The 14,015-nt window shown below is 71.0% G+C and carries 13 protein-coding genes and 1 riboswitch; of the genes, 8 read left to right on the top strand and 5 right to left on the bottom strand.

All coding sequences use genetic code 11. The features are described 5' to 3' along the window. The 3 genes from ABD875_RS12000 to ABD875_RS12010 all read right to left on the bottom strand — a co-directional run. Positions 1-1,117, bottom strand: a 1,117-nt coding sequence (locus tag ABD875_RS12000; RefSeq protein ID WP_425576192.1) for an HD domain-containing protein, incomplete at its 3' end; no start/stop codon positions are given. 162 nt (positions 1,118-1,279) lie between these two features. After that, positions 1,280-1,711, bottom strand: coding sequence for an ImmA/IrrE family metallo-endopeptidase (locus ABD875_RS12005; RefSeq protein ID WP_345176732.1), 432 nt, complete (start codon positions 1,709-1,711; stop codon positions 1,280-1,282). An 818-nt stretch (positions 1,712-2,529) separates the two neighbouring features. Continuing rightward, on the bottom strand, positions 2,530-3,300 hold the full coding sequence (locus tag ABD875_RS12010) for a TetR/AcrR family transcriptional regulator (RefSeq protein ID WP_345176735.1): 771 nt from the start codon (positions 3,298-3,300) through the stop codon (positions 2,530-2,532). A 195-nt stretch (positions 3,301-3,495) separates the two neighbouring features. Between ABD875_RS12010 and ABD875_RS12015 the strand changes: the two genes are divergently transcribed. From ABD875_RS12015 to ABD875_RS12030, 4 genes are all read left to right on the top strand, one after another. Then, positions 3,496-5,151 (top strand): ABC-F family ATP-binding cassette domain-containing protein, encoded by a 1,656-nt coding sequence (locus tag ABD875_RS12015; protein ID WP_345177986.1) that lies wholly within the window; start codon positions 3,496-3,498, stop codon positions 5,149-5,151. Between the two features lie 71 nt (positions 5,152-5,222). Continuing rightward, the gene (locus ABD875_RS12020) at positions 5,223-5,834 is read left to right on the top strand and encodes a DUF5701 family protein (protein ID WP_013884811.1); all 612 of its coding nucleotides are present in this window, start codon (positions 5,223-5,225) and stop codon (positions 5,832-5,834) included. Positions 5,835-5,844: 10 nt separating this feature from the next. After that, complete coding sequence (locus ABD875_RS12025) at positions 5,845-6,387, top strand: SRPBCC family protein (RefSeq protein WP_218855485.1); 543 nt, start codon at positions 5,845-5,847, stop codon at positions 6,385-6,387. Positions 6,388-7,043: 656 nt separating this feature from the next. Next, positions 7,044-7,427: a hypothetical protein gene (locus ABD875_RS12030; protein ID WP_345176747.1), complete on the top strand. Its 384-nt coding sequence runs from the start codon at positions 7,044-7,046 to the stop codon at positions 7,425-7,427. 2 nt (positions 7,428-7,429) lie between these two features. Here ABD875_RS12030 and ABD875_RS12035 read toward each other — a convergent pair whose 3' ends face one another. Beyond that, a complete protein-coding gene (locus ABD875_RS12035; protein ID WP_345176750.1) occupies positions 7,430-8,788 on the bottom strand; it encodes a cytochrome P450 in 1,359 nt (452 codons plus the stop codon). A 229-nt stretch (positions 8,789-9,017) separates the two neighbouring features. Continuing rightward, positions 9,018-9,203: riboswitch (cobalamin riboswitch) on the top strand. Between the two features lie 60 nt (positions 9,204-9,263). On the opposite strand from ABD875_RS12035, the gene ABD875_RS12040 reads away from it, so the two are divergent. From ABD875_RS12040 to ABD875_RS12055, 4 genes are read left to right on the top strand one after another with little or no spacing between them, the layout of a single operon-like run. After that, positions 9,264-10,022 (top strand): nitrite reductase, encoded by a 759-nt coding sequence (locus tag ABD875_RS12040; protein ID WP_345176754.1) that lies wholly within the window; start codon positions 9,264-9,266, stop codon positions 10,020-10,022. Continuing rightward, the gene (locus tag ABD875_RS12045) at positions 10,019-10,669 is read left to right on the top strand and encodes a precorrin-8X methylmutase (RefSeq protein ID WP_345176759.1); all 651 of its coding nucleotides are present in this window, start codon (positions 10,019-10,021) and stop codon (positions 10,667-10,669) included. Before ABD875_RS12040 ends, ABD875_RS12045 begins: the two co-directional genes overlap by 4 nt. Continuing rightward, positions 10,666-12,126 (top strand): precorrin-2 C(20)-methyltransferase, encoded by a 1,461-nt coding sequence (locus ABD875_RS12050; protein WP_345176762.1) that lies wholly within the window; start codon positions 10,666-10,668, stop codon positions 12,124-12,126. The genes ABD875_RS12045 and ABD875_RS12050 overlap by 4 nt, the downstream gene beginning before the upstream one ends. Further along, entirely contained in the window at positions 12,123-12,860 is a 738-nt protein-coding gene (locus ABD875_RS12055; RefSeq protein ID WP_345176765.1) for a cobalt-precorrin-4/precorrin-4 C(11)-methyltransferase, read from the top strand. Before ABD875_RS12050 ends, ABD875_RS12055 begins: the two co-directional genes overlap by 4 nt. Here the strand turns inward: ABD875_RS12055 and cbiE are convergent. Then, on the bottom strand, positions 12,827-14,008 hold the full coding sequence (cbiE, locus tag ABD875_RS12060) for a precorrin-6y C5,15-methyltransferase (decarboxylating) subunit CbiE (protein WP_345176770.1): 1,182 nt from the start codon (positions 14,006-14,008) through the stop codon (positions 12,827-12,829). The two genes, ABD875_RS12055 and cbiE, sit on opposite strands and share 34 nt — an antisense overlap. Positions 14,009-14,015 lie beyond the last annotated feature (7 nt).

Consider the following 14,015-nt stretch of genomic DNA (forward strand, 5'->3'; position numbering starts at 1 on the left):
CGAGGTATTCGAGCATGCCGTCGTCGGAACGGGTGAGGAACTCGTGCTCGATGCGCTTCTTCACCTCGACCGTGATCGCGTCGGTCGGGTCGGCGTCCTCGGGCTGCGTCTCGTCGGCGTCGGTTCCGGCGGGACCTTCGGTCGCTTCGCCCGATGACGTGGCGGCGACCTTGTCCTTTGCGGTGACGAGGGGGTCGGTTAGTTCCAGGCCGAGGTCGGGGTGGCGCTTGACGGCTTCAGCCATCCAGAGGTCGTCGTGCCACAGTTCGAGCATCTTGCCGAGCATCGCGTCTGCGGCGGTCTTGGCGTGGTGCGTGAGGACTCGTTCGGTGAGTTCGTAGCGGTACCGCAGGTACTTCACCAGTTCGGTGATGATGTCCTCGCGGTGGCGTCCCTCGCGGTCAACGTTGATGACCATTCGCTTCGCGAAGTGAGGATGGTCGCTGGGGACAACGAAGAAACTGTCCAGGAAGCGGTGCCCGAGGGCCAAGGGGAGACCGGTGTTGTGGTGGTCTCGTTGGATGTAGTCGATGAGGTCAGCACAGATCGTGTTGCCGACGATGTCGCCCACGAACGGATAATCGCTCTTGAACGTCTCCGCGTGCTCGTCCTTGCTGATGATTAGGACTCGAAGTTCCTCGAAGAGCCCGTCAGCGTTCTCGATTGCGGTCCGGGCCTCATCGTCGATCTGGGACCACAGCAGGTTGAACCGGTCCACGTTCTCGTCGTGGGGGTCGAGAACCTGTAGGTCGTCTTCGATGGTGTGACCCAAGGGAATGTGGCAGAGGTCGTGCATGAGGCCGCCGAGACGAGCGAGAACAGTGGCCTTCGCGAACTCAGCGTCGAGATCACCACTGTCGTTCCATTCGGACAGCAGGTTCTTACTGAGGTCCTTCGCTTGCGGGTTCGTCTGACTGTTCCACACGGCGTCGAGCAGATTCTGAGCCGACCTCTGAGTCCCGAGCACGTGCGAGAGACGACTGTGGGTGGCCCCCGGATAGACGAGGTGCGTAGTGCCCAACTGACGAACGCGCCGCAGCCGCTGCATGGGCGGGCTGTCGACGATGAGCGATTCGAGCAGGTTGAGGTAGACGTCGCCGTGGACCGGGTCGGTCACGGTCTTGTGAGGCATCAAGAGTCGCGGCTCCAGACCCCACGGACTGGTCTCGCGCTGCGTGGTCGTCAGTCCCCAGTTCGGCATACCCAACTCCCTTGTCAAGTCGACACACCGTATCCGTCGACATGACACCCCGTATGCGCATTGGGGCAGGTGACGTTGCTAGGCGACCCGCGCGACTGGAGCCGCGAAACCTCGGTTGGCAGCCGTCAACCGGTCTGCGAACTCGTCGCAGAACCGCTCCTCTTCCGGTGTCACCGCGATGATTCGTCGAGGCGGAGTCCCCGGGACATAGAAGAACGAATGGCCGATCTCGTGCGCGGTCAACCAGAGCGCACGCGCGGGCGAGGGAGACCGCTGCGCGTTGACGACCACGCTGAACCCGCCACCCAGAAGGGGCACCAGCAGAGACTCAACGGTCGAATCGGCCGACCCGATAACCCCCTCGCGGTAGCGCCAACCAAGCGCACCAACCACATCACCCGGCCGCGCGGACGCGCCGCACAGAACGTCGCTCAGGACATCCGCCATCGCGTCGGCAAGGGACCACGTCTGCCGCGCGGTGGGCACCTGGCACAGGCGAGTCTCGGTCACGCCCACAGCCTCCACCTGCCCACCCCCAATGAATCACATGACTGTCATTAGCCAATATATCGGCCACACTGAATCAAAAGACGGTTATCTGAGGGTGTCGGAGCACGAATGAGCAGCGACGGGTGGAGCGTGCGGGACGCTGCAACGCGCCTGCTCTGCAGCGAAGCGTCCATCCGACGGCGGATCGGGTCAGATGGCGATCTTGTGGCAGTTGACGGAGCCAAACCGCTCCTCATCACCCGCGCATCCGTCGAAGCCGTCCAAGCCGAGATGCTCCGTCAGATGGGCGTCACCCAGTCCAGCACGGAACCAACCCCAGATCAGACCGAAACGCGCCTTCGCCAACTCGAAGCCGAGAACCAGGACCTACAAGGCGCGCTCGCAGACCTAACCGCAGCCCACGCCGCAGTCCTCGACACCTACCGACGGCTCAGCGCTGGAGCCATACCGAACCGCTGACTCACTCGGAACGTCGCCGCCCACCTAGACGACCAGACACGGCCGTCGTGAGGCGGCGGCACTCAGCGTCAGGCCGCGATACTTCAGGTCAGTAGGCTGTGGAAGAACGACACGAGGATGTCAGTAGTGACAGTTCATGACGCCAGCACTGACAAAAACATGACGTGTGACAACTGACCACACCTGATGTTGTCGAGATGCAGCGAACATCGACAACTCGCTGTCAAGGTCACGATCTACTGGCCAGTGGAGATTCGGTGGCGCCGGCCGAGGGTGAGCGCCGAGGATCACCGATCGCGCAGGACTTCGTGGCTCGTCACGCTCCACACGCTCCACCCCTCGACAGATGAGCGCGTGCCTCACGTGCCGTCGCGGATCAGGGCGGCCAGGCCGTCCAGCGTGCGGGCAAGCCCGAACCGCCAGGCCCGGTCGGCGTTCCACGCGCTGCCCTGCGCCTCGCCGGCAGCCGCACCGATGCGCACGGCGCGCGGGTAGGCGCTGGGGTCGAGGACGCGGGCCAGAATGGGCTGGTTGGTGGCCCACCACTCCGCATCGCTCATCGCCGTGTCGGTGGTGACCCGGGCGGCGTCGTGTGCCGCGCGGCAGTGCGCCTGCACGAAGCCGAGGAGGTAGGTCAGCGCCGCGTCGGTGTCCACGTCGGAGAGGCCGGTGTCGTCGAAGGCCGCGAGCTCGTGCTCGTACTTCGCCATCACCCCCGGCCCCACCGGCGGGCGGCTCAGACCGGCCACCTCGGTGAGCCACGGATGGGTGGTCAGGAGATCGCGGTTCGACTCCGCGACGAGGGTCAGCCGGTCCTGCCACAACTGGCCGCCCCAGGTCGGGCGGGCCATCCGGTGGTAGGTGGCGTCGACCATCAGGTCTAGGAGCTCCGGCTTGCCGGGCACATAGGTGTACACCGACATCGCCGAAACCCCCACGCGCTCGGCCACGGCCCGCATCGTGACTGCGGCCAGGCCGTGCTCGTCGGCCAGCACCAGCGCAGCGTCGACCACCTGAGTGACGTCGACCGACCGCGCCGGGCCCTTGCGCCGCCTCGCCGTCGACGGCTCGCCCCACAGCAGCGCCAGGGTGCGGCTGGGCTGCCCGGTTCCTGTGCTGTTGGAGGTCACTGGGACATTCTCGCACAATTACGGTTTACAACGTACAGTGTACGACGTATAATGCTGTCGTGCGGGTCGGCCGACGCCGAAGCACCGGCCTGCGCGCCCCGACTCCCTGATCGCCCGAACGGAGAACGCCCTTGCTCCTCTGAGACGCCGCCCCGATCGCCGTCGTGCCCGTCCTCACGCGTCTCAGGAGCAGCCATGTCCACTAGATTGTCCGCCGTCTCCGTCTCCGACCTCCACTTCGCCTGGCCCGACGGGACGCCCGTCTTCGCCGGTCTGTCCTTCGCCGTGGACGCCGGCCGCGTCGGCATCGTCGGTCGCAACGGCTCTGGCAAGTCGACCCTGCTCCGACTCCTGAGCGGCCAACTTCGCCCAGACCGGGGTTCGATCCGGCGTGCCGGCTCGCTCGGCTACCTGCGCCAGGACCTGCCCCTGCGCGTCGATGCGCGTGTCGACGAGCTCCTGGGCATCGCCGACGTACGCCGAGCCCTGGTCGCCGTCGAGGCCGGCGACGTCTCGGAACCGGTCCTGGAGACGATCGGCGACGCCTGGGACATCGAGGACCGGGCGCACGCGCTGCTCGAGCGCCTCGGACTGGAGTGCGGGCTTGATCAGCGGATCGGTGAGCTCTCCGGCGGCGAAGCCGTCCTGCTCGGGCTGGTGGCCGAGCTGCTGCACGAGCCAGATGTCCTTCTGCTCGACGAACCGACGAACAACCTCGATCGGTCCGGGCGGGCCCGGCTCGTCGAGGCGGTGCGGTCCTTCCGCGGCGCGCTCGTTGTGGTCAGCCACGATGAGCAGCTGCTCGAACACGTCGACCAGGTCGGCGACCTGCGCGACGGCGAGATCGACTGGTACGGAGGCAACTTCGCGGCCTATCGGGAGGCGCTGGCGCTGGAGCAGGAAGCCGCGGAACGGACGGTCCGCGTCGCCGAGGCCGATGTCCGACGTCAGCGGCGCGAGCTCGCGGCGGCCCACATCAAGCTCGACCGGCGCAGGCGGTATGGCCAGAAGATGTGGGACACCAAGCGTGAGCCGAAGATCGTCATGGGCGCCCGCAAGCGCGAGGCCCAGGTGTCTGCGGGCAAGCACCGCATCATGCACGAGGAGCGCCTGACCTCGGCGCGAGAACGACTCGCGGAGGCCGAGGACGGAGTCCGGGACGATGCCCCGATCCGGATCGACCTGCCCGGCACCGAGCTGCCGGAAGGTCGCGTGGTGCTGCGGCTGCAGGACGTCGAGCTGCGCAACGGCGTGCGTGGCAGTCTGGAGGTGCGCGGCCCGGAGCGGATCGCCCTGGTAGGCGCCAACGGCTCTGGCAAGAGCACCTTGTTGCACACCATCGCGGGCGAGCTGGAGCCGGCCGGCGTGTGCGAGCTACGCGTGCCGGCCCGGCTGCTGCCGCAGCGGATCGACATCGTTGACAACGGCCTGTCGGTCGTCGAGAACGTCGCACGCTTTGCCCCGGCCTCGGACGAGAACCGGCGCCGGGCACGCCTGGCCCGGTTCCACTTCCAAGGACGCGCCGCGGACCAGCAGGCCTCGACCCTCTCGGGTGGCGAGCGGTTCCGTGCCGCGATGGCCGCACTGCTTCTGGCCGAGCCGGCCCCGCAGCTGCTGATGCTCGACGAACCGACCAACAACCTCGATCTCGCCAGCATCGACCAGCTCGTCAGCGCGCTGGAAAACTTCCGTGGCGCGCTGCTCGTCGCCAGCCACGACGAGGCGTTCCTGCGGCGGCTCCACCTCACCCGGTACGTCGAGATGGCGCTGGGCCGGTTCACCGCGACCTCGACACCGCCGTCGCCCAGCCGTGCGACCGTCACCCGCTCCCGAGGAGGACTTCGGCCATAGGAACCCACGCCTCGACAGACCCCCTCCACCCTGAGGCAAGTCCTGGCCTCATCCGACGTCAAAGGAGACCGATGACCCTGACAGATCAGCTCCAGCACCTGATCGACCTCGACCTGCCCGCCATCGCCGACGTCACGCCGGCCGACCTCGCCGGGTGGGTGGCCGAGGTGGACGGCCACCCCGACGGCGTGCTGGCCGTGCACCCGGCGCTGGCGCCCCCCAGCACGCTCGCACCCCTGCTCAGCAGGCAGGGCAAGCAGGGCTTCGTCGTCCACGACATGACCGACCTCGACGAGTTCCGCCCCACTCCGGACCTGGTGATCCCGGACCGGCCGCTGTACGTGGTGACCGGGATCGACCGAGGCGACGACATGCTGAACTGGAGCCCTGAGGAGGCGGCTCCCGCGATCGCTCAGCGAGGGCGCACGCCGCTGACGATCAGCGAAGGCATCAGCTGGCTGCTCCAGGAGCCAGAGGTCCTCGTGCCGAACCGGTGCTTCATGTGCATCGGCTCGCGGAAGCCGAAGCCCAAGGGCTACGACGCCCGCACGCCGGCGCTGTGGATCAGCGGCGGCACCGGACACGATGGACCGGCACGCAGAGACGCTCCGAAGGTCGGCTGGTGCTGGTGGCGGAACCGGCACACCTGGCTGGGGTTCGCCTCGGCCACCGGCCGCCGATGAAGACAGGGCAATGAAGACGGGGAAGGACACCACCATGGCCGAGCGGATCTCAGCGCACCGAACCCTGCCCGCCTCACCGCAGGCGATCTTCGACGTCCTTGCCGACCCCGACGGCCACGTCGCCATCGACTCCAGCGGCATGCTGCAAGGAGCGTCCGGCGCCCCCGTAGCACGAGTGGGTGACGCGTTCGTCGTCCACATGGACCGCGAGGCCCTCGGCGACGTGCCGCTGGGCACCTACGACGTCCGCGTGGTCATCACCCGCATCCGGGCGCCCGAGCACATCGAGTGGACGATCGAGGGAACCGTCAAACCCCCGATCGGGCATGTGTACGGCTACGAGCTGGCTCCCCATCCCGACGGCACCACCGTCACCTCCTACTGCGACTGGTCCGGCGCGGCCGAGGAGTGGAAGCCCATCTTCCCGGTGATCGACGAGAAGGCGCTGCGAGCATCCTTGGGACTCCTCGAGCGGGCCGTCCGGCGTGGCTACCCCACGCCGGCGGCCCGCCCTCTCCGCGCCAACAGCGACGGCCGCCGGGACCAGCAGTAGGGGACTCGAGCCCGCGCGCCGGCTTCGCCCATCAAGTCGATGAGCTCCAGATCAGACGTCCCGGTGTCCGCGATCCGTTCCCGCCGTACCTTGACGAGCGACCGCCGGGCGGCCGACTTCGTCAACGTGGCCCGCGGGAGGTTCGTCAATCTTCGCTGCATCTCGACAGATGTCGATGACGGTGCCGCTCCCATTGGTCAGTAACGCTAGTTAGAACGTCAGTAGCGGCTCGACTTTGTCAGCAGTTCTGGTAGCGCGGGCCGCCACGTTGCGATGTTCATTGGGGTGTTGTCCCCACCGGATGCCCGCGCTGAAATCGGACGCGCGGCTACCGGATCTGCCGATGACCGGGTGCCATGCAGCACCAGGCAGTTGGGTCGTGTGCCTGACAACGCGCTATGCCGCGGCCTCAGGCACACGACCCGGCGGGATGGCGCACGCATCCGCACCTCAGCGGGCCCGCGGGACCAGGAGCACTGACGTAGGGCGAACAGTGTTGCGAGGACCGGGTTGGTGTCAAGATGTCCCTGACATGCACCTGAAGGACTCGAGGAGGGCGCACGCCCCCGCAGGTCGAGCGCCAGCCCTACCATGATGGCCACGGCCGGGTGCCAGGAGTTGCGGCCACCGGGGCCCGGTGGTCAGTGAGGAGCGCAATGGATTTCGATCCCGCCAACAAGTCGTGCTCGTTCTGCGGCATCCAGGGCACGAGCGAGACGCGGTTCGCCGGTGGCCTCGGCGCGATGATGTGCGCCGACTGCGTCCTGCACTACGCCGAGATCTTCGCGTCCGAGGCGCGCTCCAAGGCGATCACCAGACCGCCGTGGAACGACATGTCCGATGCGGAGGTCCTGGCCACGCTCCCTCTCATCGAGAAGGCCTCGACCCAGGTGAACGACTTCCTGGGCGAGTGGGTGGCGATGGCGCGAGGTAGGAAGCTGTCCTGGGCCGAGATCGGGAACGCGCTCGGCGTCACGCGCCAGGCCGCCTGGCAGCGGTTCGCGCACATGGCCCCGGACACCAAGGGCGCCACCGCCTGATCTCACGCCGCGCTCCCGGCTCCGGGTCGGGGCAGCGCGGTCGTGAGCGCGGGCAGGTCCCCGCTCGGGCCGGGGGCTGTCTCCGTCCTCCGGAGGAGGAACCTGAGGCGCAGCCCGTGGGGAAGCAGCGTGGTGCGGGGATCGGGTACGACGTCTCCCTCGCCCCGCTCGAGGTCGAAGCGATCGAGCGCCACCGAGGCGATGGTCGCGAGCATGACGGTGGCGAGATCGCTCCCCGGGCAGCCGTGCGGGCCCGAGCCGAACGGCAGGGACGCCGCCGGCGCCGGAAGCTCCTGCCACCGGGCCGGCCGGAACGAGGTCGGTTGCGGCACCCGTCGCTCGTCCCTGCCCAGCACGTAGGGACTGATGATGAAGTGGTGACCGGACGCGAAGCGCCGGCCACCCAGCTCGACCTCGCACGCCGACCGCCGGGCCAGGAGCCAGGTCGGAGGGTAGAGCCGTAGCGTCTCCCTGATGCAGGCGAGGAGGTGCGGCGAGGGGTGCGGGTGCCGTGCCTCGTGCGCGGGCGCGCTCGGGTCGCGTCCGGCGTCGAGCTCGGAGCGGACGGCCTCCAGCTCGTGCGGGTGGTCCGCCAGGGACATCAGCAACCACGACGCCGCGGCAGCCGGTACCCGGTGGCCGGCCAGCATCGCCCCGATCACCAGGTTGGCCAGACGTTCGGTCGTGACCGAGGCCGTGCTCTTGGCGGCCGACCGGACGACCAGGGCGGCTCCGTCGTCGTACCCGTGGGCGTCCCTGATCCGAGCCTGCAGGAGCTCGATGACCAGGCACACCAGGGCGCGGTGACGTTCGGCGATGCGCCGGCGCGCCGAGGTCCGCCAGGTCGCCGGGAGTGCGAACGGGTTGCCGATCACCTCGGACAGGGCATCGAGCAGCGCAGAGCACATCGCGGGCAGCGCGGCCCCGTCGCTGCCGAAGTAGTAGGCGGCCACCGCCCTCGAGGTCACCTGCTCGAGCACCGGCACGGGGTCGACCGCTTCTGTCGAGGTGGCGGCGAGGGCCTCGCCGGTCAGGCGTTCGACCACGGGCCGCATGCCCGCGACCACGGATCGACGCAGCCCCGGGTTGAGGAGGACGCGTCCGCGGAGGATCGAGTCGATCTCGGCGGCGGTCAGCTTGCGCTGCACGAAGTCCTCGGTGATCTGGAACCGGGAGTCGGGCCCGCGCAGGACGATGCCGGCGAGGTCGACGTCGTTGACGATCGTCGTCCGCGAGTCGAAGCGAACCAGGTCGCCGAACTCCTCGCGGGCTCGGGAGAGGAACCCGAGCCGGTCCTGGTCGAACGCCTCGAGGTTCCCCGAGAGCCACCGGCCGCGGGGACCGGGGAGTCTGGCGCCCACCGGTCAGCCAGGAATGGTGCTGTCGGCGCGCCGTCAGGCACCCCAGATGTAGCTCCCGGGAAGGCTGCGGCGCTGCGAGCGCTGGATGGTCCGGGCGACGAGGTACTTGATGCGGTTCATTGCTCGCTCCTGTCAGTTAAGCCTTGACAAACGACAAGGTAGCCTTGACGAACCGTGGTAGCCCGGCAGCCGGTCCTGGTCGGCGTGTCGAGACGACGCCACCCACCGCTAGGCTGAGCCCGCCAGTCGTGCTCCACGAGGTGGAGTCAGGGAACCCGGTGCGAATCCGGGACTGACGCGCAGCGGTGAGGGTGACGGGCGGCGCAACTGCCACTGGGCCTGCTCCTGGGCCTGGGAAGGCGCGCCGTACCGGTTGACCCCGAGTCCGAAGACCTGCTGGTGCTGGTGGCGACCGCCGCCAGGTCACACGTGGGCCCCGCGGACGGGCTCCCTGGCCGAGAAGCAGGTGCAGGCGATGCGGACCCGAGCCGACCGTTGCCCCGGGGTCTGGCGACCCTGGCCCGCCGAGGACGGGCTGCTGGTGCGGCTGCGCCTGGTCGGCGGCCGGATCACCCGGACCGAGCTGGCCGCGCTGGTCGCCGTCGCGGAGGAGTACGGCGACGGCCGGGTGCACCTCACCGGGCGGGCCAACCTCCAGCTGCGCGGCCTCCCCGGGCGGGACGGGGCCGTCGCACCGGAGGCGGTGGCCGCCCTGCAGGCGACGGGGCTGCTGCCGGTGCCGACCCACGAGCTGGTCCGCAACATCATGGTGGACCCGCGCGCCGAGGTGCTCTGGCCGGTCGCCGACGAGCTCGACCGGCTGCTCTGCGCCGACGAGCGGCTGGCTGACCTCCCGGGGCGGTTCCTCTTCGTGCTCGATCTCCCGGACCGCGAGTGCGACCTGGGCCTGGTCGCCCTGGACGCCACGACCGCGCAGCTGCGCGTCGGCGGCGGCTGGGGCGAGGTGGTCCCCCTCGCTGATGGCGCCGCCGAGATCGTCGCGCTGGCGAACGCGTTCCTCGACCGGCGCACCACCGAGTGGCACGTGGCCGAGCTGCCCGAACCCCTGGCGGAGCCGCGGACGCCGGACCCACGGATGCCGGACCCGTTGCCTCCGATCGAGCCCGGCGACCGCCACGTCGCGGCTCCCGACGGCATCGACCGCGCCCTGCTGGGCCGGCTGCCCGACGGCGGCCTGGTCGTCACGCCGTGGCGGGGGGTGCTGGTCCCGTGAAGCGACCCACCCGGCACTACGACTACGTCGACAACGGTCCGGCGATCTACGTCGACTCGTTCGCGACGATCCGCCGCGAGGCCGACCTGAGCACCGTCCCCGCGGACGCCGAGAAGCTGGTCGTCCGGATGATCCACGGCAGCGGCCAGGTCGACCTCGCCCGCGACGTCCGCGTCCACCCCGACCTGGTGAGGGCCGCCCGCACCGCCCTCGAGGACGGTCGCCCCATCCTGTGCGACGCGACGATGGTCGCCACCGGCGTGACGCGAAGCCGGCTGCCCCGCGACAACGAGGTGCTCTGCTTCCTCAACGACCCGCGGGTGCCCGCGCTGGCGAGGGAGTGGGCGACGACCCGCACCGCGGCCGCGGTCTCGCTCTGGGAGGACCGGCTCGAGGGCGCCGTCGTCGCCATCGGCAACGCCCCGACCGCCCTGTTCCACCTGCTCGAGATGCTGCTCGACGGCGCGCCCCGCCCGGCGGCGATCGTGGGCTGTCCGGTCGGGTTCATCGGCGCCGCCGAGTCGAAGCAGGCGCTGGTCCAGTTCTCGGCCGAGCTCGACATCCCCTACGTCACCGTGCTCGGCCGCCGCGGCGGCTCCGCGATGACGTCGTCCGCGCTCAACGCCCTCGCCCAGGAGCAGGAATGACAGGCCGTCTGTACGGCGTCGGGGTCGGCCCCGGCGACCCCGAGCTGATCACCCGCAAGGCCGCCCGGCTGATCGCGTCGGCGGACGTGATCGCCTACCACGCGGGCGTCGGCAAGGCGTCCAACGCCCGTCGGATCGCCGCCGAGCTGTTCCCCGACGGGGTCGTCGAGGAGCAGCTGACCTACCCGGTCACGACCGGCACCACCGCGCACCCGGGCGGGTACGCCGGCGCGATGGCCGCGTTCTACGAGGAGTCGGCCGCCCGGCTCGCGCACCACCTCGACGCTGGTCGCGACGTCGTCGTGCTCGCCGAGGGCGACCCGCTGTTCTACGGGTCGTACATGTACATGCACGACCGGCTCGCGGACCGCTACGAGACCGAGATCGTGCCGGGCGTCCCCGCGTTCGCCGCCGCGACCGCGGCCGCGGCCAGTCCGCTGGCCCGCCAGACCGACGTCCTCACCGTCCTGCCCGGCACGATGCCCGAAGCCGAGCTCGCCCGCCGGCTCGCCGACACCGACGCCGCGATCGTGATGAAGCTCGGCCGCACCTTCCCCGCCGTCCGCCGCGCGCTCGAGGCCGCCGGCCGGCTGGACGACGCGGTGTACGTCGAGCGCGCGTCGATGGCCGAGGAGCGCTGGCTCCCGGTCGCCGAGGTCGAGGCCGACTCGGTGCCGTACTTCTCGCTCGTCGTGGTCACCGGCGACACGCGCCGGCGCCGCCGGGCGCCCGCGGAGCTGCTCGTCGTCGGCCTCGGTCCCGGCCCGCACGGCTGGGTCACGCCCGAGGTGTCGGCGGCGCTCGCCCAGGTCGACCACGTCGTCGGGTACGGGCCGTACGTCGACCGGGTGCCCGAGCGCCAGGGGCTGACCCGGCACAGCAGCGGCAACACCGTCGAGGTCGACCGCGCGCGGCACGCCCTCGACCTGGCCAAGGCCGGCGAGCGGGTCGCGGTCGTCTCCGGCGGCGACGCCGGGGTCTTCGGCATGGCGGCCGCGGTGTTCGAGGCCGCCGAGGACCCGGCGTACGCCGACGTGTCGGTCCGCGTGCTGCCCGGTGTCAGCGCGGTGCAGGCGGTCGCGGCCCGGGCCGGCGCCCCGATCGGCGCGGACTTCGCCGTCGTCTCCCTGTCGGACCGGCTCAAGCCCTGGTCGGTCGTCGAGCGGCGGCTGCGCGCGATCGCCGAGGCCGACCTGGTGCTCGCGATCTACAACCCGGCCTCGAGGACGCGCACCGAGCAGATCGGTACGGCGCAGCGGGTGCTGCTCGAGCACCGCAAGCCGGACACCGTCGTCGTGGTCGGGCGCGACGTCGGCCGTGCCGAGGAGTCGCTGACCGTCACGACGCTGGCCGAGCTCGACCCGGACAGCATCGACATGAAGTGCCTGCTGATCGTCGGCGCGGAGAGCACCCGCGTCGGCCCGCACGGGGTGTGGACGCCGAGGTTCGTCGAGTGACCGTCCACTTCGTCGGCGCCGGGCCGGGCGCTGCCGACCTGCTGACCGTGCGCGCCACGCGGCTGCTCGGCGCGGCCGAGGTGGTGCTCTACCCGGGCACCTACCTCGACCCCGAGGTCCTGAGCCACGTCAGTCCGGACGCGGAGCTCGTCGACACCCAGCACCTGGACCTCGACCAGATCACCGAGTGGCTGGTGTCCGGTCGCGACGTGGTGCGACTGGTGTCCGGCGACCCGTCGGTCTACTCCGCGCTGTCGGAGCAGACCCGGCGCCTCGACGAGGCCGGGGTCGCCTGGGACGTCACCCCCGGCGTCCCGGCGTACGCCGCCGCCGCGGCCCTGCTCGGCCGCGAGCTCACCGTCCCGCTGCTCGCGCAGTCGGTGGTGCTGACCCGCACCCAGGCGCGCTCGACGGCGATGCCCGCGACCGAGTCGCTGAGCGCGTTCGCCGCGACCCGCGCCACCCTGGTGCTGCACCTGGCGATCACCCGGACCCGCGCGCTGATGGCCGAGCTCGAGCCGGAGTACGGCGCCGACTGCCCGGTCGCGGTCGTCCACCGCGCCAGCCAGCCGGACGAGCAGGTCCTGCGCGGCACGGTCGCGACGATCGCCGACGCGGTCGAGGAGGCCGGGCTGCGGCAGGCCGCCGTGATCGTGGTCGGCCGCGCGCTCGACCCGCGGCCGGGCGGCGAGTCGTTCCTCTACGACCCGAGCCGCGAGCGCACCGCCCACTGAGTGACGGCGCGGGCCGGGGTCCAGCCGGTGAAGGACCCGATCGGCGCCGAGGACTCGACCGAGATCCGGGTGAGCTCGCCGCCGTGCTCGCGGTAGGCGGCCGCCAGGACCTGCTCGGTCTCGAGCGTGACCCCGTGCACCACCAGCCGCCCGCCCGGGCGCAGCGCCGCGAGGCACGCGTCGAGCACGCCGGGCACCGTCGCCCCGCCGCCGACGAACACCGCGTCGGGTGCGGGCAGCCCGGCGAGAGCGTCCGGTGCCCGGCCGACGACGACGTCGAGGACGGGTACGCCGAGCGCCGCGGCGTTCCGCCCGATCCGCGCGGCCCGCTCGGGATCGCCCTCGACCGCCGTCGCCGTGCAGGTCGGGTGCGCGCGCAGCCACTCGATGCCGACCGACCCCGCACCGGCGCCGACGTCCCAGAGGTGCTCACCCGGGGCCGGCTCGAGCCGCGCGAGCGCCGAGGCGCGCAGGTCGCGCTTGGTGAGCTGGCCGTCGTTCTCGAAGAGCTCGTCGGGCAGGCCCGCGACCCAGCCGCCCCGCGGTGGCCCGTCCAGCTCCAGGGCGAGGACGTGCAGGGCGGGCAGGTCGCCCGGCAGCTCGGCCGCGGTCGTCTCGAGCCGCGACTCCGCCGGTGCGCCGAGGTCGCCGAGGACCGTCACCCGCGAGCGGCCGTAGCCCGCGCCGACGAGGAGCCCGGTGACCGCCGACGGGTCCGCGGTCAGCACCAGGACCCGGTGCCCGGGGGCGAGCTGGCGCAGCACCGCGCTCGGGTCGCGCCCGACGACGGTGACGACCGTCGAGGTCTCCGCCGACCAGCCCATCCGCGCCCGGGCGAGGGCGACCGACGACACCGCGGGCTCGATGACGACCCGGTCCGGTCCGAACAGCTCCAGGAGGGTCGTCCCGACTCCCGACAGGAGCGGGTCGCCCGACGCCAGGGCCACCACGGGACCGTCGCCGACCAGCCCCGGCAGGCCGTCGCGCAGCGGCGACGGCCACGGCTCGCGGCGCTGGCCGGGCACGTCCGGGAGCAGCTCCAGGTGGCGCCTGCCGCCGAGCACGGTGGCGGCGTCACGGACGATCGCGCGCAGCCGCTCGGGCATTCCGTCCCAGCCGTCGGCCCCGAGACCCACCACGGTGATCACGCCGCCA

Source organism: Nocardioides caricicola (assembly GCF_039541135.1).
Classification (GTDB): Bacteria; Actinomycetota; Actinomycetes; order Propionibacteriales; family Nocardioidaceae; genus Nocardioides; species Nocardioides caricicola.

Excerpts from the sequence above, each read along its gene's own strand:
- ABD875_RS12015 (WP_345177986.1), top strand. The coding sequence starts at position 3,496 with ATGTCCACTAGATTGTCCGCCGTCTCCGTCTCCGACCTCCACTTCGCC.
- ABD875_RS12020 (WP_013884811.1), top strand. The coding sequence starts at position 5,223 with ATGACCCTGACAGATCAGCTCCAGCACCTGATCGACCTCGACCTGCCC.
- ABD875_RS12025 (WP_218855485.1), top strand. The coding sequence starts at position 5,845 with ATGAAGACGGGGAAGGACACCACCATGGCCGAGCGGATCTCAGCGCAC.
- ABD875_RS12030 (WP_345176747.1), top strand. The coding sequence starts at position 7,044 with ATGGATTTCGATCCCGCCAACAAGTCGTGCTCGTTCTGCGGCATCCAG.
- ABD875_RS12040 (WP_345176754.1), top strand. The coding sequence starts at position 9,264 with ATGCGGACCCGAGCCGACCGTTGCCCCGGGGTCTGGCGACCCTGGCCC.
- ABD875_RS12050 (WP_345176762.1), top strand. The coding sequence starts at position 10,666 with ATGACAGGCCGTCTGTACGGCGTCGGGGTCGGCCCCGGCGACCCCGAG.